This is a genomic window from Vibrio sp. Vb0598 (genome assembly GCF_033338935.1).
Classification (GTDB): domain Bacteria; phylum Pseudomonadota; class Gammaproteobacteria; order Enterobacterales; family Vibrionaceae; genus Vibrio; species Vibrio alginolyticus.
The window spans coordinates 250,817-272,607 of sequence record NZ_JAWOTP010000005.1 but is presented as its reverse complement, the minus strand read 5'-3'; the positions used below and the strand labels follow the sequence as shown (position 1 = coordinate 272,607).

General features: G+C 43.0%; 16 protein-coding genes. 3 read left to right on the top strand and 13 right to left on the bottom strand.

Annotated elements, in window-relative coordinates; all coding sequences use genetic code 11:
- Together R7Q38_RS08180 and R7Q38_RS08175 are read right to left on the bottom strand one after the other, a co-directional pair.
- On the bottom strand, positions 1–512 hold a 512-nt coding region (locus R7Q38_RS08180; protein ID WP_318114182.1), incomplete at its 3' end, for a hypothetical protein.
- Between the two features lie 152 nt (positions 513–664).
- On the bottom strand, positions 665–2,101 hold the full coding sequence (locus R7Q38_RS08175) for an arylsulfatase (RefSeq protein ID WP_318114181.1): 1,437 nt from the start codon (positions 2,099–2,101) through the stop codon (positions 665–667).
- Between the two features lie 247 nt (positions 2,102–2,348).
- On the opposite strand from R7Q38_RS08175, the gene R7Q38_RS08170 reads away from it, so the two are divergent.
- Complete coding sequence (locus R7Q38_RS08170; protein ID WP_005377761.1) at positions 2,349–3,866, top strand: arylsulfatase; 1,518 nt, start codon at positions 2,349–2,351, stop codon at positions 3,864–3,866.
- Positions 3,867–3,973: 107 nt separating this feature from the next.
- Here R7Q38_RS08170 and R7Q38_RS08165 read toward each other — a convergent pair whose 3' ends face one another.
- From R7Q38_RS08165 to R7Q38_RS08155, 3 genes are all read right to left on the bottom strand, one after another.
- A complete protein-coding gene (locus R7Q38_RS08165) occupies positions 3,974–4,972 on the bottom strand; it encodes an HAD family hydrolase (RefSeq protein ID WP_017821947.1) in 999 nt (332 codons plus the stop codon).
- 162 nt (positions 4,973–5,134) lie between these two features.
- Positions 5,135–6,232, bottom strand: a complete 1,098-nt coding sequence (locus tag R7Q38_RS08160) for a hypothetical protein (RefSeq protein WP_017821946.1) — start codon at positions 6,230–6,232, stop codon at positions 5,135–5,137.
- A gap of 53 nt (positions 6,233–6,285) precedes the next feature.
- Positions 6,286–7,611, bottom strand: a complete 1,326-nt coding sequence (locus R7Q38_RS08155; RefSeq protein WP_017821945.1) for an anaerobic sulfatase maturase — start codon at positions 7,609–7,611, stop codon at positions 6,286–6,288.
- 238 nt (positions 7,612–7,849) lie between these two features.
- Here R7Q38_RS08155 and R7Q38_RS08150 point away from each other — a divergent pair, with 238 nt between their 5' ends.
- Complete coding sequence (locus tag R7Q38_RS08150; RefSeq protein ID WP_372434443.1) at positions 7,850–8,578, top strand: formylglycine-generating enzyme family protein; 729 nt, start codon at positions 7,850–7,852, stop codon at positions 8,576–8,578.
- 46 nt (positions 8,579–8,624) lie between these two features.
- Here the strand turns inward: R7Q38_RS08150 and R7Q38_RS08145 are convergent, their stop codons facing one another.
- A complete protein-coding gene (locus tag R7Q38_RS08145) occupies positions 8,625–10,955 on the bottom strand; it encodes a tetratricopeptide repeat protein (RefSeq protein ID WP_318114180.1) in 2,331 nt (776 codons plus the stop codon).
- A gap of 389 nt (positions 10,956–11,344) precedes the next feature.
- Between R7Q38_RS08145 and R7Q38_RS08140 the strand changes: the two genes are divergently transcribed.
- Positions 11,345–12,910 (top strand): arylsulfatase, encoded by a 1,566-nt coding sequence (locus R7Q38_RS08140; protein WP_102970295.1) that lies wholly within the window; start codon positions 11,345–11,347, stop codon positions 12,908–12,910.
- A gap of 188 nt (positions 12,911–13,098) precedes the next feature.
- Here the strand turns inward: R7Q38_RS08140 and R7Q38_RS08135 are convergent, their stop codons facing one another.
- From R7Q38_RS08135 to R7Q38_RS08105, 7 genes are all read right to left on the bottom strand, one after another.
- Positions 13,099–14,520 carry an aspartate kinase gene (locus R7Q38_RS08135; protein ID WP_005377768.1) on the bottom strand — a complete coding sequence of 474 codons (1,422 nt, stop codon included), beginning with the start codon at positions 14,518–14,520 and terminating at the stop codon, positions 13,099–13,101.
- A gap of 86 nt (positions 14,521–14,606) precedes the next feature.
- Positions 14,607–14,993: an ectoine synthase gene (locus R7Q38_RS08130; protein WP_005377769.1), complete on the bottom strand. Its 387-nt coding sequence runs from the start codon at positions 14,991–14,993 to the stop codon at positions 14,607–14,609.
- Positions 14,994–15,007: 14 nt separating this feature from the next.
- On the bottom strand, positions 15,008–16,273 hold the full coding sequence (gene ectB / locus R7Q38_RS08125) for a diaminobutyrate--2-oxoglutarate transaminase (RefSeq protein WP_025766718.1): 1,266 nt from the start codon (positions 16,271–16,273) through the stop codon (positions 15,008–15,010).
- Positions 16,274–16,307: 34 nt separating this feature from the next.
- Complete coding sequence (gene ectA / locus R7Q38_RS08120) at positions 16,308–16,841, bottom strand: diaminobutyrate acetyltransferase (RefSeq protein ID WP_005393379.1); 534 nt, start codon at positions 16,839–16,841, stop codon at positions 16,308–16,310.
- A gap of 315 nt (positions 16,842–17,156) precedes the next feature.
- Positions 17,157–18,815: a BCCT family transporter gene (locus tag R7Q38_RS08115; RefSeq protein ID WP_005377772.1), complete on the bottom strand. Its 1,659-nt coding sequence runs from the start codon at positions 18,813–18,815 to the stop codon at positions 17,157–17,159.
- Between the two features lie 192 nt (positions 18,816–19,007).
- Positions 19,008–19,754, bottom strand: a complete 747-nt coding sequence (locus R7Q38_RS08110; protein ID WP_139832011.1) for a 3'-5' exonuclease — start codon at positions 19,752–19,754, stop codon at positions 19,008–19,010.
- Positions 19,754–21,634 carry a DUF294 nucleotidyltransferase-like domain-containing protein gene (locus R7Q38_RS08105; protein ID WP_005377775.1) on the bottom strand — a complete coding sequence of 627 codons (1,881 nt, stop codon included), beginning with the start codon at positions 21,632–21,634 and terminating at the stop codon, positions 19,754–19,756. The genes R7Q38_RS08110 and R7Q38_RS08105 overlap by 1 nt, the downstream gene beginning before the upstream one ends.
- Positions 21,635–21,791 lie beyond the last annotated feature (157 nt).

Below are 21,791 nucleotides of genomic sequence, written 5' to 3'. Positions count from 1 at the left end.
AGCCACTCATCGCTTATCTTGAGTGCGTCACCTTGAATCGTGACACTAGGAACTTCAAACTGGTTTTCGTATCCATCACCGCCATCAAGAATATTCACCGTTAATGTAGCATCGGGGTTCAACCGCTCAGGAGCTTGACTCTCAGAAATACGGCTCTCTCTTTCTTGCACTGCTGGCCTAGTAACATAGCCATTAGAAACGAGTTGCTCAGGTAAAACAGCGCGAATATAGGCAACAAAACTTAACCCATCAGAAGACTCACTAAAATCTCTAACGCTCTGATTAAAAGTGGATTCAATACCGTTTTGAGATGCAATTAAAAGTTCATTTGAACTCGATTCATCCTCACTTGTTGTATCTTCATCAAATGCGATATCGAGAATGTCAGTATTAAGAACAACCACCTCTACTTCTGGAACTAATTGTTCGTTAGGCAACATTTGGATCCAAGAACCGTCACTTAAAACCGCCCAAAGAACATTACCGACTTGAATGTAGAGTATTGGCTGCATAATTCGCCCCATATGAAACAACGAACTTTAAGTATGGTCGACGAATGTGACTGTTCAAATGAAACTAGAAAAAACATGGCCCTAAATGGCTCTAATGAGATATTGAACCAAAAACATACCTCATGCATGCGAGAAAGAGCCATTGGGGTAAACTACTTCTGGCGTAACCCATCCACTGGAAATTGATTGAAATTCCCCTTGCTACAATCGGGCTTATATCCAAATGGAGCAGGGAAAGGAATCGTATCGCAGCTTGTTGCAACGGAAGATTCAAACTTTACTCTCTTTCCTATCATGATAGGAAATAACCATGTGGCATTATTTCTTAAATCAAACTCCTCTTTAGGGTCATCAATCAAATTGTATATTTCAGGGATCTGTAATGGGCGCCCTTTCTCCGGCATGATATCTTGATCAATAAAGTGCATCTTGTAATTTTCCCACTTATAAGCGTAGGTTTCAGAGCCATTGTTAACGATAAAACCATCTCGATTAGACTTTTCACGATCTCCCTTTAAAAAGGCCCACTGATCAATACTATCTATTGTTCTATCGCTTGGTAATTTGTATCCACCGACATGAGAAAGTGAGGCAAATAGATCCACAACATGGATAATTTCATCACTCACTCTGCCCGGTTTGATGTGGTTAGGCCAAGAGGCAATAAATGGTGTTCGGAGAGAACCTTCAAGAGCCGTAAAGTACGCACCACGCCATGGTCCGCTAGAGCCTTGGTATGGCATATGCCACTCTGGACCGTTGTCAGAAAACCAAATCACTAGTGTATTGTCTTTAATTCCTGCTTTTTCTATTGCACCAATAACTTGCCCAGCTCGAAAATCTATCTCAGCTAACACATCTGAGTAATTTCCTTTGCCTGTTTTACCAATAAAATCAGGATGAGGTAGCGTCGGTAAATGCGGTTGAGTAAAAGTAATTACAGAGAAAAATGGCTTATTCTCTTTCACATTTCGATTTATAAAATCTGTGGCATGTTCAACTAGCTCACTGTCAATCGTTCTACGTGAGTCCAAATTATATTCTTTGACCCCTTTAGGGTCCTGCCCTGCTCTAGCTGAAAGGATTTGAGGTTTAGGTAATATAGCTTTATAACCGGGTTGAGAGCTATATTCTGACTCATCCGTCGTATTTGCAATGCCATACCATTCATCAAAGCCTTGATCCGTTGGAAAGCGCCCTTTTTGGTCTCCCAAATGCCATTTCCCGTAAAGGCTCGTGTTATATCCTTGTTCCTTAAACTTCTCTGCAATGGTTATCTCCCAGTTCACCATACCGTAAGGCACTCCCCAAACAACCTTATCTGTCCCAGATCTAAGCGCTCGCCTCCCCGTCATGAATGAGGAGCGAGTTGGCGTGCATTGCGGTTCCACATTAAAATTAGTAAGGCGTACACCTTCTCTAGCAAGTTGATCTAAGTTTTTAGTTTCAACACCTCTGGTACTCCCATAGGAACTTAGTTCCCCCCACCCAAGGTTATCAACCAACATTACCACGACATTTGGTGTCTCTTCCGCAACCACTTCTAACGGGATACATAGAAACAGGATAGTTGCTAGTTTATTTTTCATAGTGTCGCCTTTCATTGAAATTCAATCCTGTAAGTGCGTCTTATCACACTTAAAACACACTAAAGTCTAGTCCATGTTAGTTAACATTTTTTAAAAACAGGGGTTACTTGGAAGCAACAAAAAACCTCTACTATATTCAACTGACTACATTGTCTCATTTGGTGTCATCTCACTCGACTTCGCCATGATGAACACAATTAGTAACGTTATATAACGATAATGGATTCATTTATCGCGGAGGATTTTCATGCGAAACTCGATTAAAAAGGTAATGGCATTGGTCGGTACATTAGCTGCGTCCACAGCCTTTGCTGCCGATAAGCCCAACATCCTTGTGTTCTGGGGTGACGATGTAGGTGTATACAATATTAGTGCGTATCACAATGGTATGATGGGAGGGAAGACTCCTAACATTGATAAAATCGCCAATGAAGGTGCCATTTTCACAGACGCTTACGCACAACAGAGTTGTACTGCCGGACGAGCCTCATTTATTCTGGGTCAACATCCGTTTCGTACCGGTCTATTGACTATTGGTATGCCCGGCGCAAAAGAGGGTATTCAATCGAAAGATCCTACTATCGCAGAGTTACTTAAAAATCACGGCTATGTGTCTGGTCAGTTTGGTAAAAACCACCTTGGTGATCAAGATGAGCACCTACCAACTAACCATGGGTTTGATGAGTTCTTTGGTAACCTATACCATTTAAACGCGGAAGAAGAGCCTGAGTCTGAGTTTTATCCAAAAGATCCAGAGTTTCGTAAAAAATTCGGACCTCGAGGCGTGTTGAAGGCGACTGCGGATGGCAAAATCGAGGACACTGGTCCCCTTACTCGTAAGCGTATGGAAAACGTAGACCGAGAGTTCATGGATGCTAGCTTGGCATTTATGGAAAAAGCAGTAAAAGAAGACAAACCATTCTTTATTTGGCATAACTCAACCCGTATGCACGTCTGGACACATTTGAGTGAAGAATATCAAGGGAAGTCAGGTTACGGCTTATACGCCGATGGCATGATGGACCTAGATGATCAAGTAGGTGTCATGCTTGATAAACTTGAAGAGCTAGGCGTAGCAGATAACACCATTGTTGTTTTTAGTACTGATAATGGCGCTGAGAAATTTACCTGGCCAGATGGTGGTACTACACCGTTCAAGGGCGAAAAAGGTACGACTTGGGAAGGCGGATTCCGCGTTCCGATGATGGTACGCTGGCCTGGAAACATTAAACCAGGAACGGTTATCAACGATATCTTTTCACAAGAAGACTGGATGCCAACTCTACTCGCAGCTGTGGGCGAACCAGATGTGAAAGAAAAACTATTGAAGGGTCATAAAGCAGCGGGCAAAACCTTTAAAGCACATTTAGATGGCTACAACCAACTTGATCTGCTGACTGGTAAAGCTGACGAAGGCGCACGCAAAGAAATCTTTTACTTCGATGCTGGTGGTAATTTAAACGCCGTTCGTTATAAAGACTGGAAGATCCACTTCAGTATTATGGAAGGTGCCATTAATGAGGCATACCGCAAAACACCTAGTTGGCCTTTGATTGTAAACCTTCGTATGGATCCATTTGAGGTCGGTCCAGATGCAGCACTTTACGTCAGACATTTTTACGCTGATCAAATGTGGATGTTCGTTCCTGCTCAAGCTATCGTGCGTAAGTTCCTAGAGACATTCAAGGAGTTCCCTGCCACGAAAGGTAGCTCGTTAAGTATTGAAAAAGTGGTAGAAACAATGACACAGCAACCTAGAAACTAGACCCTAGGTATCGAAGCTACTGTGGAATTAACTAAGGCCTCAATTGTGAGGCCTTTTATTTCGTTGCAATTGTTTGGTTGCAGCAAGTTATGGTCAAACAAAGATTATCATTTAGTGCTCTCTTTAAACACTTGATTCCAATCTTGTTTCATATCGACAAATAGCCAACCTTGCTCTTCACCTACTTTAAACGATTCATCTAACTTACCAACATGAGAATCTTTATCATACGCCCATTCGCGCTTGTCATCCGTGTGATGGATAATCGCAGAAAATCTTGGACCTGAACCTGCTTTCGTCCACTCTAACATCTGTAAATCACCATCAGAATTACCAAACGCCATGACCGGACGTTTGCCAATGAAGTTTTGAATCGTCACAGGCTTTACTGCTTTGTCATTGACGAAGTCTATTTCCGGCATGCGTAGGATGGTAGGTTTTCCATCAACACTTTGATATTCCGCCTTTAACGTCGTCCCCACGATGTTTTGCGTTGGAATGCCGTATACTTCCGGCGCCCAAACGCGCATAAATTCAATACCGCCTCCAGAAACGATGTAGGTCTGATAGTCGTTCGCTCTTAAATAGTCGAGCAGTTCGAGCATAGGTTGATAGACCATTTCAGTGTATGGTCTACCCGTTGTTGGATGGACAGCCGTTTTCAACCATTCCTTAACTTCTTGATGAAACTGTTCAGTAGACATTCCAGAATGGGTTGCCATAACAAGCTTCATTACACCTTCGAGTCCTTGTTTACCAATCCCCTCCATGTCACCTTTTAATGCGGAAGCAAAGGGTTCGGTTGTCTTCCAATCAGGATGCTCAGAGGCCATTTCTTTTACTCTATCGATCGCAAAAAACAACTGTAGATAAACAGGCTTTTCTGCCCAAAGTGTTCCATCATTATCAAACGTCGCGATTCGTTGGCTTTCAGGCACATAGGAATCCGAACCTTGGGTCGTTGTTTTCGTAACAAACGCCATAATAGCTTGCTTAGCGTCAGTGTTGTTCCATGACGGAAGTGGATCTTGCATATCAGCAGCAACAGCGTAACTAGACAGAGCTAAACCTGTTGCTAAGACAATCGCCTTTAACTTTATAGCCATCTTAATTCCTTATATTGAGGTGCTAGGTGCGAATCCAATCAAAAGTATAGTTCAATTGAAACAGGCGCATATTGAACTGACATATCCAACGGCCACCAAAGAGTGACGCCGTCACTAAATTGGTTCACTATTTTATTGAAATAGGAACATGGAATTTACCGATTAGAGTTTAAATTCATTGGCTTCAACTGATGTAGAGGCACTTTTACGTCCCTTTTTCTGATTGAGCTCTTCAATAACATAGTCGGGAGCGACCTTCGTTAGCTCTGTTAAACAGTCATCCGTTTTAGGGTTGCCGTATCTGACATAGATGTCACACACGGCATACAATTGTTCTGGAGCACCGGATATCAAATACGCTTGCTCAAAAGCGTTGACAGACTTCTTCAAGTCTAACTCTTCTTGCAGAACACCATTTAAATACCAAAAGTAACTGTTCGTCGTTGCCATCGTCGCAGCTTTGTCTATTTCAAACGCCGCTTCTTTCTTTTTGTCTAATCTAACCAAAGCGAGAGATTTAGAATAATGCAGCGAGGCATCTTCTGAATTTAGCTTGATACCCTCGTCAAGCACGTTGATAGCTTTTTGGTCTAGCTGTTGCGCTCGGAAGTTGTCTGCATAGCTTAACCAAACTTGAGGGTTGTTTGGCTCAAGCTTAGTTAACTCTGGGTATATCAGCGCCGCTTTATCCCAATCACGATGCCAACGGTAAACGTCTGCAAGTAATAACTTGGAAACATTATCGTTCTTACTGGACAAGTGTGCTGTCAGCTCTGAAACAGGCCCCTCAAGTGACTGCTGTTGCTCCGAACTCAAATTGGCGTAATCTCGAACGAGGTTAATCGCTGCTGTAATTCGCACCATGGCGGCGTCATCACTCAATAACGGTGAAATCAAACGCCAACGGTGCTCAATCATATATGGCTGTGCTCCCACGATCGCAGCTTCGCGAATACCTGCATCTTCATCCTGCAACCCACGCGCAACTGCAACCAATGCATTTTGGCTTGGATAGTTGGCTAACTCACGTAAAGCATCAATACGTTTTTCTGAAGACAACTTTTTATTTTGCGCATCATAAGACAGCTTTTCGACTCGTTGCGCCGGTGTCATTTGAGCTTCTTGTGGAGTGACAACCGTTGTCGGCGATACTTGATCTGGGTCTAGCAATGTTGTTTCTTGTGCCACTGCTGTTTGACTCGCAGCAATGCCGATCGAGATCACGAGTAATGATTTAGAGAGCAGCTTAATTTTTTGCATTCAATAACCTATATTCTTTCATTTCCGGGCCTGTAGCAGGCGTAGTGACTATCTTAAAACTTCGTTTCAAACACAGTCTGTGTTTGAGTAGCTTGCTGGTGTAGAATCTGGTCACTGTATTTACCGTGAACCACTGGGTTACCTGTCGCTCGTAAGATGTACGCCATCGACTGATCAACATGGGTAAAAAACTTCTTCCAACCCGCGCAGAGATAATTAAGACCAGGCTCACCTTGCCTAGTACGGATAAAACGGTTTTTGGGACATTCTCCAAAACATGCAAATTGATAATCACATTGAAGGCACTGTTGGGGCAGCGTACGACTTTTAGCAAACCCAAATTTCTGCTGCTCAGAGCTATAAGCGAGCGTATCGAGCTTTTCGTGATGAATGTTTCCAACCTTATATTCTGGGTACACGTAATGATCACACGCAAACACATCACCATTAGGCTCCATTGCTAAGCCCTTCCCGCAGATTTCACCTAACGTACACAGTGGGTTTTTTCTGCCCATCCAGGTTTCGATACTGGCTTCAAAGTACTGCACAAACACGTTGCCGATATCGTGTAAAACCCATTCATTGAAAATCGCGATCAGAAAATTTCCCCATGCTTCATCCGCAACGCAAAAAGGCTCAACAACGGCATCTTTATGACCTGGGATCAACCGTTTATCTCCTTGCTTTAGTTGCTCGTTTGGCTCCCAAGTTTGAGGGGCGGTTGTTCTGAATGTTTTCTGCTCAACTATTGGAATAAACTGCATTTGAGGGGAGCGTACTTCATCTCGCAAGAATCGGTACACTTCAAGTGGGTTACGGCCGGTCAAGTTGTTAACACAAGTGAGCGTAGCAAACTTTACTTCGTGCTTATGTAATAATTCAACCGCATTCATAACTTGCCGGAATGTGCCTCTACCAGCTCGGTTTGTTCGGTAAGCGTTGTGCATCATTTCTGGGCCATCAATGCTTAAACCGACGAGAAAGTTGTTCGCCTTTAAAAACTCACACCATTCATCGTTAAGCAGTGTGCCATTAGTCTGGAGGTCATTGGAGATCGTAATGCCATCGGGACGGTATTTATTCTGTAGCTCAACAATTGTCTTGAAATAATCCAAACCTAGCATTGTCGGCTCACCACCCTGCCAAGAGAAAATAATTTCAGGTGTATTTTGTCCCGCTATATATTGACGGATATAGGTCTCGAGCGTTTCCTCATCCATGACTGGTGAGCAGCCTGGCTTGTACTCAAGTAAATCTTGTTTGCTTAGGTAGTAACAATAGGTGCAATCGATATTGCACACTGCACCGATAGGTTTCGCCATGACATGTAATCGCTTGGATGCTTTTCCATTGAACTGCGGACCTTGAGTTATGTGCATTCATCACCTTCTTAGTTGCTAGCCTGTGCCCAACGGCGCTAAGACTAATCATTAAGTTAATCGCCTAGTGTGATGATAATGTTCAATTATTCGTGGCGCTTGTTATAGTGTGTATAACTGTTTTTCATAGACTTGCCTGATAAAATTCTTTGATCATAAATGTTGATGGAGCTCCCCTATGAAGCATTCCAAAAGTAATACTCTTTACCTTGGTGCCGCTATTTCGATTTCGCTAATTATGACTGGATGTGCAACAACACAACCTAGCCCTCTTGCCCAAAAAATCGATCAAGATATGGTTCTTATTGAAGGTGGACAATTTACGATGGGCTCGGATAATCCGTCAGCAAATAAATCCGAGCGCCCGGCTCGCACCGTTCGCGTGGAAGATTTCTATTTGGCAAAATTTGAGGTAACCCAAGAGTTATTCGAATCGGTTACAGGCTCTTCTCTGAGTTATTTTAGAAACCCAAATACGCCCGTAAATAACATTAGCTGGCAACAAGCCAATTATTTTATAAAGAAATTGAATGAAAAAACGGGAGAGCACTATCGTTTACCCACAGAAGCAGAATGGGAGTTTGCAGCGAAAGGGGGGAATCTAAGTCAAGGATTCACTTACGCGGGAGCTGATGATATTAACGACGTTGCCTGGTATGCCAGTAACTCAAACAATAAGGCACACAAGGTAGGTCAGAAAAAACCGAATGAGCTTGGCTTATACGATATGACGGGTAATGTTGGTGAGTTTGTTATTGATGCGTTTGATGAAGGTTATTACAAATCAGCACCAAGTGATAATCCGGTAAACGCAAAAGATGAAAAAGAAAGCCTTGCACACAAGTCTGTACGAGGTGGTAGCTTTGCCTATGATGCTGACGAATCCGAAAACTATCGTCGCGATTTTGCTAGCCAGTCAGTCATCATGTCCGACATGGGGCTGAGATTAGCGAAAGACGCTGATTAAACTAAGTAAGAAAAAAGTGGAGCGATAAAAGCTCCACTTTTGGTAATTAGCTCCTATTGACCCCGAAAATAGAGGCTTTAAGCTGATCAATAGCTTGTTTAGGTGCATAGTGACTAAGCTCTTGTATGCACCTATCGAAAGCAAAAGCGACAGCACCTTTTTTATGATTTCTCGCTAGAACCTCGCATTGAGCATACAAGTGCTGTGGATTGCCACCGACTTCAAATGCTGTTTGCAACGCTTTACTGGCTTCTAGAACATCGCTTTTTTCTAGAGCTAGACCGTACACGTACCAATAATGAGCATTAGTTTCACCAATTTCTGCGGCGCGTCTAAGTAGCTTTTTCGCATCATCAGCTTTGCCTTGACGCAACAAAGAAAGACCTGCGCTGTATGGTAACGTGCTGGATTTAGGTTGAGCTTTCATCCCTTGTTGTAGCACCGTGAGCGCAGCTTCTTCTTTACCTAGGTGACGATACAAATCTGCTAGGTTAACGTAGCTATTTTCGAAATAGGGTTCGATGCTGATCGCTTGTTTATACAGCTCGGCCGCTTTGTCGATTTCACCTAAGCTGCGGTACACATTCGCCAAATTGGTTCTTCCGAAACCACGATCGGCATTAAACTCTTGAATTTCCATGTACTCTTCTAAAGGCGATTTAATGATATCTTTTTGTAAAGGGGTCATTTGTGCGTAGTTCGCTACCAGCACCGAGGCAGCTTCCGTTCTCACTGAAAGCACCGGGTCATCAAGCAATGGCTCTAGAATCCGCCACCGATCATGAAATTCATAACCAGACGAGCCTGAAATTGCCCCTAATCGAACCATTTCATTCTCATTCTTAACGGCCCTAGCCAAAGATACTGTTGTATTTTGGTCTGTATTGCCTCCCATCCTCTCCAGGGCTGAGGCGCGAATAATGTCTTTTAAAGACGAATCCTGAGCAGAGTATGCTAACGCATTTGCTGCTCCTTGATGACCAATTGAATCCGCATAAAATGCGACAGCAAAATGTTGCTGATTACGATACTTCGAATTCGGGTACCATTCTGCTATCTGTTCATCGGCCCATTGATTGCTTTTATCTTCATGGCATGACATGCAAACATTGGGCGTTCCAATATGTTTGCTCAAATCCGGTCGTGGAATATGCCAACTGTGGTCTCTACGAGGATCGACTTGCATGTAAGTTGTTTCTGGCATGTGACAAGTCGTACATTGCGATGCTTCAGATCCAACCTTATGAAAGGTATGCTTTTCAGGTGTATATTCCGATGCAATATGGCATTGCGAACATACTGCCTCTTCTGGGATCGTTAATTCTGCCGTGTGTGGATCATGGCAATTAGTGCACGTGACCCCCTTCTCCGCCATTTCAGATTGAAGAAACGAACCATAAACATAATCTTCGTCGTAAATCTGTCCATCATGATAGTAGAGTTCAGGTGTTATAAGACTTAAGCGATATTTATCAAAAAAGGAACCTTTAACATGATCACCTGTTTCATTTAACTGGGTTCGGCGACTATGGCATTGAGCGCATGTTTGCACTTGATTGGTTGCTTCAATTGATTTCGGCTGTAACGTACTATGGCCTTCCTCAAACACCCAATCCGACACTGCTTTAGACAAATTTCGATCAAAGCCATAATGGCTGTCATGCTCAAAAGAAGTGCCAGCATTTTTGTATTTCTTGGCCAGTTCTATGTGCTGACTAGCGGGACCATGGCATGCTTCGCATCCCACATTAATCTCTGACCATGAGCTGTTGTAAGTGTTTTTGTCAGCGTCGTAATTCTTCTTTAGGTTCGTTGAATGGCAATCAGCACACATGAAGTTCCAATTTTGCCCGGTATTGGTCCAATAGAATTCATCCGTTGTTGTCGTTTCTGGATAAAGATGAAACCAACGCTGTCCCCCTTCAACTTTAGCTCTTGTGTCCCAAGCAAAAGGAATAAGCTGCACGCGGCCATCTTCAAACTCGACCATGTACTGTTGTAATGGCTCCCAGCCAAATGTATAGCTGATCTTATAGTCATGCCATTGCCCGTCAGCACCTTGAATATTGACCCAAAATTCGTCGCCTTTTTTAAAAAAACGGTTAGGCATTCCTTTGTGCGTTACAACATGGTTATCAAAATCACCACGTACAGAGGTTGTACTTGCATGCTTCATGGCCATATCGTGATGTGACCCTTTCCAGGCCTCCACTTCGTTTTGGTGGCAATCTATACAAGCTTGTGTGCCAGCATATTCTGGATTTAAGCCTGAAGGAATATTTGGTTTCTCTGTTAATAACTCTTGAGAAAAAGCCATAAAACTGACAACAACGTTGACCAGCAATAAAATGCGAAACCGGCCTGCCCACTGACTCATAGATATCCTTATATTTATAATGTACAACCTAAATCAATATAGACACTAAATCACTGGTTATACAAATAATTACAAGCAATACATAACGACTTTAGTATTGCTTTAGGACCGTAAAACAAGCGAGCATCCTATTGTTTTTCATTTCCATCCCCCTCTTCTACTACGCAATAAAAATAAGGCTCTTCAGTGATCTAAATCTACTTTACGAATCTCTACAAACTAACAGAACAATCCTATTTCTTCTTAATTAACAAATGGTTACAACCTAGCAATAACTTATGGTTATATCGAGTATAAGAGGATTTTTCTATATACATCATTAACTTATGCAGCAACTAAGCATAAGGCTCACTTGTGCTTATCTTTACTCTCAACAATCTGGAGTTTTTATGGCAAATCAATTGAGCAAAATCGCTGTAGGCGCAGGACTGTTAGCGGCGTCCAGTGCTGCTATGGCAGCCGACAAACCGAATATTCTGGCAATTTTTGGTGACGATATCGGCTACTGGAATATCAGCGCATACAACCAAGGTATGATGAGTTACAAAACGCCAAACATCGACCGTATCGCGAATGAAGGTGCGTTGTTCACAGATCACTACGGACAACAGTCTTGTACTGCTGGTCGCGCGGCCTTTATTACGGGTGAAGAGCCATTTCGTACGGGTTTGTTAACAATTGGTATGCCAGGCTCTGACCACGGCATACCTGATTGGGCGCCAACCATTGCAGACCTGTTAAAAGAACAAGGTTACATGACGGGTCAATTTGGTAAAAACCACTTAGGTGACCAAGATAAGCACTTACCGACAAAACACGGCTTTGACGAATTCTTCGGTAACTTATATCACCTAAACGCAGAAGAAGAACCTGAAACTTATTACTACCCTAAAGACCCAGAGTTTCGTAAAAACTATGGCCCTCGTGGTGTCATTAAGTCTTATGCCGACGGTAAGATTGAAGACACTGGCCCGATGACACGAAAACGTATGGAGCACGCAGATGAAGAGTTCCTAGAGAGCTCTTTGGCATTTATGGAAAAAGCAGTTAAGGCGGATAAACCCTTCTTTATTTGGCATAACGCCACTCGTATGCACGTTTGGACTCGCTTGCAGGAAAAATACCAAGGTAAATCAGGTGTAAGCATTTATGCCGATGGTATGCTGGAACATGATGATCATGTAGGTGTTTTACTCGACAAGCTGGATGAGCTAGGTGTTGCAGACAACACTATCGTTATCTACTCAACGGACAACGGCGCAGAAACCATGACTTGGCCAGATGGTGGCGCAACACCATTCCATGGTGAAAAAGGTACAACTTGGGAAGGCGGTATGCGTGTTCCTCAACTGGTTCGTTGGCCAGGCGTCATTAAGCCAGGAACCAAGATCAATGAAATGATGGCACACCAAGACTGGTTGCCTACATTATTGGCAGCTGCTGGCGTACCTGATGTAAAAGAAAAACTGGCAGAAGGCTACAAAGCAAATGGCAAAGAATGGCGTGTGCATTTAGATGGTTATAACTTCATGCCATACTTTGAAGGTAAGGAAGAAAAAGGCCCTCGTGAGTCGCTGCTTTACTTTACGTCTAATGGTGAATTAAACGCTGTCCGCTGGAATGACTGGAAACTTCACTTTGCAACGCTTGAAGGGAACCTAAGTAACGCAGTTCGTTTTGCTCCGAACTGGCCTAAAATCATCCACCTACGCGCTGACCCATTCGAAAAAGGCCCAAGCGAATCACAAATGTACTTGCGTTGGATGGCTGACAACATGTGGCTATTTGTACCTGTACAAGACGTTGTGGGAGAGTTCTTTAAAACACTTCCAGAATACCCAATGCAACGTGGCACAGCGATGAACCCTGCTTCACTAAACTACGACTCTCTAAAAATGCAAGAGAAGCTGCAACAACTAGACAAAGTTAAACAAGAAATCAGCAAGTTTAAGTAAACTAAGTTAACGTTAGTTAATCAGTAACATTAATCCAGCAGACCATTCTGCTGGCTTATGTGTATCGCTACATAGGAACTTACTTAAATCGCCTGTTTAGCCTATACAAAGTGGGCATTGTGAGTACAAACTGAAAAACAAAAAAGGAGAGCTAACCTGCTCTCCTTTGTATTTTAACCGTGGATAAACTAAGCCACATTAACCGATTTAGCTAAACTGCTACTTTGGAAAAACTCATCATGCAATGCGCAAATCGCGTGCTGGTATTCCTTATCACCGACAACAAATTGAACATTTACATTTCTCAATGATGAGTGCAGTGCAACTGGCGTAACGCCATTATTCATCAATGCAAGCACACCTTTCGCCAACGTCTTGTTGGTATCAATTTGAGAACCGATGGCTGAGATAAGCGCGACCATACGACCTTTAATCGAGGCATTCGGATAACGTTTCTCGGCTTTATACAATACTTTGTTTAAGCTATCAGTACTGCCACCTAGATAGTAAGTAATAGAGTTAGCGTTCATCTCTTTACCAACCAAACTTACACGAGCATCGGAGATGATTTCCATCAATTCGTAACTAACGTTATCGGCTTTTCCTACCATTGCTTGGTCAAATAAATGCAGTGCAAATACTTTCTCTTTACCTGCGATGATCTCGACTTTGTCTTCTTCTGGGCGGTAGCTTGAAGAGATCAAAGTGCCTTCGTGTTCAGGTTCGAATGTATTTTTAATCTGTAGCTCAATACCACTTTCACGTAAACCCGCAGCGGCATTTGGGTGAATCGCTTCCATGCCAAGGTTAGCAAGTTGGTCTGCTACGTCATAGTTTGTACTACCAATTGGTAATACTTTTTCAGGGCCAACAACGCGTGGGTCTGCTGAGCTCAAGTGGTACTCTTTGTGAATTACTGCTAAATCCGCTTTTGTTATTGCTGCAATTCGGCTAAATGTCATCTCACTATAACCTCGGTCATAAGTGTGCATTAGGCCCTCTTTACAGTAAGCATAACCTGTCACGATTGGCAGTTCTTTTGATACATCGATATCAGCAAACGCGTCACTGATCGACTCATCAAGGCTTCTTGGCGCTTGATTATCCCAACCAGACAGGTCAACGAACTTAGCGTTAATACCCATATTTTTTAGTTTTAGTGCTGTGTTGTAAGCACTATGTGCCTCACCGATAGACGAGAGAAACTCTCGAATTTGAGGCAAGTACTGGCGCAACGAAAATTGACCGTACTGACAGGTTTCTAAAATATTCGCGATACAGTTTTTCGCTTCAGCAATGCGGGAGCGAATGAATTTATCCGCACGGATACGATTCATTGGGTCCGCAAAAATATTTTCATTGGTCAGCAACATACGGCTTTCAACGTACGCTAACGCTTCTTCCCATTTGTCGTCGCGTTTCGCGATAAGCTGATAAACGCCTGGTTTACTGGTTTTTTTACACTCGAGCAGCGCATCGGTCATACCACCGTATGCAGATACGACAAAAATACGATTGTATGGTGTTTTGGGACGAAGAATAATATTGTCGAGAACAGCATCAAATGCTGTCATTGATGTACCGCCGATTTTTTCTACGGTAAATGTCATGATAAGCCTTTTTTGATTGGTAACTTTAAAAAGAAAAAAGAAGAGATAGTAAAGTGTGGGGTGGCAAAGCACCCCACCATCATCTTTTAGTCAACGAGAGGATAAACACCGTTTTCATCGTGCACTTCAGCGCCAGTAATCGGTGGGTTAAACACACACGCCATTACCATTTCTTTATTCTTATAAGCTCTCAAGTAGTGCTCATCGTGTTTATCAAGGATGTATAATGTACCTGGTTTGATGGGGTACGTTTCTCCACCTACAACTTCAATCTCACCTTCACCACTCATACAAAACACCGATTCAAGGTGGTTTTGATAGTGAATATGAGTTTCTGTATCTTCATAAATTGTTGTGATGTGGAAAGAGAAACCCATGTTGTCGTCTTTCAACAACATGCGGACACTTTCCCAGTTATCTGAAACAACACGTCGTTCGCTGTTGCGGCATTCATCTAGAGTTCTGACGATCATAATTAAAATCCTTATTAAGATGCTTGTTTGAAATGTTTCGCAGCGATAGTCTCTACTGCATTTTCAAAGATGCTTAGTCCTTGATCTAGCTCTGATTCGCTGATGGTTAGTGGACAGAAGAACTTCACAACTTCATCTTCTGGACCCGCTGTCTCTATCACCATTCCATTCTCGAAACAGTTTTTCGCAATTTCAGATGCCATGTCACCATTGATACATTCAATACCAACCATCATGCCGCGGCCTTTTTTCTGCACAAACATTTGAGGAAAGCGACGAACACAACGGTCAATCACTGCACTTACCTTGTCTGAACACTGCTTGATGTGTGTTTCAAAATCATCGTTTGCCCAGTAAATTTCTAGTGCTTTTGCAGCAGTAATAAAGGCGTGATTATTGCCACGGAACGTACCGTTATGCTCGCCTGGCTTCCACTGGTCAAGCTCAGGCTTAAGTAATACGACAGCCATCGGCAAACCGTAACCACCGATCGACTTCGATAGCGTCACGATATCCGGTTGGATACCAGACGGCTCGAAACTAAAGAAAGTACCGGTACGTCCACAACCTGCTTGAATGTCATCGACAATCACAAGAATGTCATTGGCTTTACAGATTTTGCTCAAACGTTGTAACCACTCGTTTGAAGCAGCATTTAAACCACCTTCACCCTGCACAGTTTCAAGAAGTACAGCGGCTGGTTTATCCATACCTGCAGAGTTATCATTTAGCATGGTTTCGAACAGCGCGAGACCATCTACGCCAGCGTAACCTTCAAATGGAATACGAGTGACGTTACTTAGACTAGAACCGTTACCTTGTCTGTGATGCTGGTTACCCGTTGCAGCCAGTGCGCCAGCAGTACAACCATGGAAACCGTTAGTAAACGCAACGACGCTGTCGCGGCCTTTTACTTTTTTAGCCAGCTTCAATGCCGCCTCAACAGCGTTAGTGCCTGTTGGGCCCGTAAACTGAACCTTGTAATCCAAGTTTCTTGGTTTAAGGATGTAAGTATCCAACGCTTCCAGAAACGATGCTTTCGCTTCTGAGTGCATATCCAAACCGTGAGTAATACCGTCCATTTCAATGTACTCAAGCAACGCTTGTTTTAGTACTGGATTGTTATGGCCGTAATTTAGAGATCCCGCTCCAGCAAGGAAGTCTAAGTATCGTTCACCTTGTTCTGTTTCTAGCCAGCAGCCTTTCGCTTTACGAAAAACGACCGGGAAATTGTTTGAATATGAGCGTACGTTGGATTCCTGCTTTTTGAAAATATCCATGATGAGACCGTTTTTAATTCCTATTGTTTGAGGATTATTTGAGAGGAATGCGATACAAATATTCTGTATCGTGTTTGCCTTTAAAGTGGGCTTCTTCATCCAAAAATGTGCTTACTTGGCCAGAATTGCCGTTCATCGCATCTAACTTTTTGAACAGTGCCCAAGAGGCTTTATTATCTTCCGTGATGGTAGTTTCTACCGATTTAACACCGCCTAATTCCTCTCGGGTGAGAAGTTCTTTCAACATGCGGAATGCTAAACCATGACCTCTAAAGCGAGGTGAGACTGCAACTTGCCAGACAAATAAAACGTCTTGCTCGTCTGGTTTCTGATAACCGGAAATGAAACCTGCGATTTCGCCTTTTTGCTCAACCAAAATACTGGTTTTGCTGAAATGCGTAGACTGTAGGAAATTGCAATAAGATGAGTTCATGTCCAATGGAGGACAGTCTGCAATCAAGCTGTAAATGTCGTCACCATCAGAGATTTTAGGCTCACGAAAAATCCATTTTTTACTTGAGTCTTCTCCAATCTCTGGATAAAGGACCCAAGGTGCTGATGTGATCATGTGAAAATACATATCCTTTGAGGTCTAATTAAATTTCCTTTTTATTATGGGCATCCCTCGCGACTAAAAATCAAATAATCCGCCTTTTTATCGGCATTTTTGTGATTTGCATCACAAAAATAAACCTATTAACCAAAAGTTAAAATAGTTTGAGGTCTAATTTATTAAATAGTCACCTAAATGCGCAGTACAAAAAACAACCAGAATAAGACCATTTTCCATGCTGTTCATTTCTCAGAAAAAAATAGAAATCCAAAAAAAAAGCGGCATGCTTTCGCATACCGCTTTTATCAATAATTTAACTGCTGATACTAGTTATTTTGATTTCTTAGAAACCGCCTTTGGACGAGGTTCATCCATCAAACCTTTTATCAAAGATACCGTTGCAACAAGCAAAACAATAGTAAATGGTAAACCAGTCGTCACCGCCATTGCTTGAGCAGCAGCTAGACCACCACCCAACATCAATGCAATCGCAACCAAACCTTCAAACGTACACCAGAACACGCGTTGTGGCGTTGGTGCATCGACCTTACCGCCCGCAGCAATAGTATCAATAACCAGTGATCCTGAGTCAGAAGAGGTAATGAAGAACACCACGACTAAGATAATGCCGACAAAAGATGTTATCTCAGCCAATGGCATAACATCTAACATGGCAAAAAGTTTTAAAGGGAGTTCTGCGTTAAACACCGCCTCATAGCCATCATTAACGTATTGGCTAATTGCGTTACCGCCAAAAGCCGTCATCCATAACACACAAACTGAAGATGGGATAAGAATAACGCAAATAATAAACTCACGAACCGAACGACCGCGAGACACACGTGCGATGAACATACCCACAAATGGTGACCAAGAAATCCACCACGCCCAGTAAAACGCCGTCCAGCCTTGAGAGTAATTCACATCCTCTCGTCCAAATGGCATAGATAAGGCAGGGATATTAGCCACATAGGAAACGATGTTCTCGAAGAAACCAGTTAAAATCGCAATCGTCGGGCCAACAACAATAACAAATAGCAATAGCAGTGCTGCAAGACCCATATTGATTTCAGATAAGATTTTCACGCCCTTATCGAGTCCAGCCACAACAGAGATTAAAGCGAGCGCAGTAATACCAATAATCAATATGACCTGCGTGGTATTGGTCATTGGGACATCAAACAGGAAGTTCAAACCCGTTGCGGCTTGAGATGCACCGTAGCCTAGCGATGTTGCTAAACCAAAAACCGTCGCTACCACTGCAAGAATATCGATAATATGACCAGTCCAACCCCATACACGCTCACCAAACAAAGGGTAAAAAATTGAGCGCATAGTGAGTGGCAAACCTTTGTTAAATGAAAAGATAGCCAGTCCAAGAGCCAAGAGCGCGTATATTGACCACGGATGAAGTGCCCAGTGGTAAATCGTCGCAGCCATCCCTAATGCCGAAGCTGCAGTTGCATCACCCTCTGCACCACCTAGCGGTGCCCAGTCAGTACGTACACCATTCTCAACGCTCACGCCACCAATCGCAGAACTAAAATGGGACATCGGTTCTGATACACCGAAGAATACGAGACCAATGCCCATACCTGCAGCAAATAGCATTGCCAACCATCCGGCATAGGAGTAATCCGGTGTTGCTTCAGTACCACCGATTCGCACACGGCCCAATGGTGTGAAGATCAATCCGACACAGACAATGACAAAAATATTACCTGAAGCGAGAAAAAACCAGTCTAAATTGTGTAACAAACCCGCTCGTAGGTCTGCAAAAAACGGCTCTACCTGTTCTCGGAATAATAGTGTTATCACAACAAACATGACGATTGCTAAGCCAGAAATTGCAAAAACACGGTTGTGAATATCAAGGCCAAATGGGCCTACCTTTAGCGCAACGTTATCCTGACCAATTTGATAGTCAGTATCTATTGCGTTTACTTTTCCATCGGGGCGTTGAATGCCACCGTTATTATCGGTGCTCACGGATAATCTCCTTAAAAATACGTGACCAAGTTTAAATTACTTTCGTCGGAGTTCGAGTAATGAAACGTCTTCATCACTACCAAGCACATGTTCATAAAACATTGTTCTTATAAGCGGTTACTCAATCCGCCATCATAATCTTAAAGCCCCCTATCTCTCATTGCATTTTATTGTTTTCACCATAAATAACGCCTATTGCCAAACCGAAGATATTGGCATGTTTCGATTAAAGTGATACTGCAGTTGTGCTTGAAACAGCTCCGCAGTTGCTAACGCATCCGTCAGGGCATGGTGAGGTTGATAAGCAGGGAGGCCATATCTTTCACGAGCGTGCCCTAATCGTACAGAACCGGGTTTCTTGCCTTTCAACTTATTGATAAAACCTCTGCATTCACGGCGTTGTATCGCATACTCAATATCTAACGTATCAACAACAGGAAACTGTATCCCCTCTCCGATGCTATTTAGCAAGGCGTTATTAAAGAACTGCCTTTCAATGTTCTTGTAGTGAACAAGTACCACTTTGCCTGACAACGCATCCAATATTTCACCCAAGATCTGAGACAGCTGCGGCGCGTTTTTAACCTCAGAGTCAGTGATACCGTGAATAATGACAGACTCGTGGTTTAACTCTCTGTTTGGGTTAACGACCCAATGAGCAGAACCATTACATTGAACACGATCAATAGTGAACGGCACAAGTCCGATCGTGAGAATGACATCCTCTTCCGAGTTCAATCCTGTTGTCTCAAAGTCTACCGAGACAAATGGCACTTGTTCAATTGGTGTTTTCCCATTAACCATCGGTGTCGAATAGTAGCGTTTGAGCCTCTCGTCTTTCGCTTCTTTAGCGAGTTGTTTGAACGACATTGACCACTCTGGCGTCTGGGATGTATCCAACAACGGCTGTTCTTTTTCTACTTTTTTTGAGAACCACATTATTTGCTACTTCTCTGGTATCGAAACTTAATGAAGTTCTGAGCGTTACTTAGAATTTGAAATGCTGCTTTTAAGTTTCGACGTTCAAATTCAGACATGTTCTCCGGCTCAATATTGTTGTCTGGCTCTTCTCCATTTTCTATATCAAGGGCTTGGTGACGAATTCGAACCATGTAGATTAGCTCCATCGCATCCCTTAAATCCAAACCTCGACCTTTCGGTAAAATGCCAGCATCATTAATGTCATCTAAACGGTCGAAAGAGTTTTGCGATCGCGAACCGATTGCCAGAGAATGCACCCGTATTAAATCGGCCAACGGAGCCGTCCCCCTTCGCTTCAAGTTAATCGAGTTGCGATGACGACCATCTTTCTCCATCACAAAGTCTTTGAAAAAGCCCAGTGGAGGCGTCCTACGTATTGCGTTATACGCCATACAAGCAAGAAAGCGGTTATTTCTTTTCGCTCGTCTCACAATAAAGCTGCTTAATTGCTCCGCCCATTTCACTCGCCCATGCACACCGAGGAGATCAAAAAAGATATTACTATTTAACAATCTCTCAGGGGTTGGATTGTCTATCCAGTTTCCAAAGCATTCTTCCCATTCTGCACGAGTTTTTCGCCATTCTGGGTTGGTAGCCATAATGTCTCCAGTACAATAAGCATAGCCGCATGCCGCTAAACCATCACAAACAAATTTAGCAAACTTTTCAAAGTACTCTCCGTGAATCTCAACGTCATAACTGTTATCGAGAATAAGGGCGTTATCTTGATCCGTTACAATTAGCTGCTCATCCCTCGCCATTGAACCCATTGCGACTAAACAATAAGGAATGGGCGCTGGGCCGAACTCTTGCTCAGCTAATTCAGCGAGGCGTTGTTTGAAACTACTGCCTATAACCGACATGGCTCGACCAATCATGTGCGCGTTGGCATCTTCATTGACCATTCTTACGAAACAGTCTTTTACTTGTTCAGAAACCTGCTTGAGATCCTCGACACTGGTTTGCTGAAAAATAGAGCTCACTAGCAATAGGCTGTTCTGAGATTCGTAACGAACGATGTCCGTCATGCCAATAATTCCTATCGGCTTTTTATCTTTTAAAATTGGTAAATGATGCACGTTGTAACGCAACATGGTTAACATGGCCTCAAACACATAGGCGTTATAATCCAATGAAACCACGTCATAACTCATGACCTCACTCACTGGAATATTGGTATCAATACCTTGAGCTAGTACGCGAATGCAAAGATCGCGATCAGTCAATATTCCAAGCAGCTGTTCATCATCTTCTTCTGTGAGCTCCTCTGTCGGGCGAATAATGAGCAGAGAGGTGACATTTTCCTCTGCCATTAGTATCGCAGCTTCCTGAATTGAAGCCGTTGCCTCCAGAGTTACTGGATCTCTTGCTAAGATTTTACGTGCCTTAGCGGTGGTAAAGTCATTGCTTTCGGAGCGGCTAGATATTGCGCTTCGCAAACGCGCGCTATCTTCCAGTTCCATGTAGTCCGCAAAGTTTTCAAACTCATCACAAAGTTCATTGAAGATGTTTTCCGGAATACAGTAAACGAGAGTGTCTTCTATCGCTTTGGCTGGCATACGTACGCGGTTGTTCATCAACAACCCCATCTGACCAAACAGTCCACCAGCATCAATCCTGTTGTAAAGTTCACCTTTACGTCGATAAATCTCTACCGCCCCACTTCTCACCATATACAAGTCGCGGATCGTATCTCCGAAGTTAAGAATTTTTGTTCCTTGCCGAAAGTATGCAACCTCGGCATTGAGAGCAATTTTTCTAAGCTGCTCTTCAGGTAGGTCATCAAAAGGTGGGTACTGGCTAATGAAATTGAGCACTTCTAACTGTTCGGCTTCCATTTTTTATTCCATACGTTGCCTAAACTACAGCGATAAATATCACCCTGAGTGAAATCAAGCAATAAATAAATCTAAGGATAACAGTACCTAACCGATTTCACAGGACCAAGCCTTAACCAAAAATTAGAGCTCTAACCTTTTTATATGTAGAGTTCTA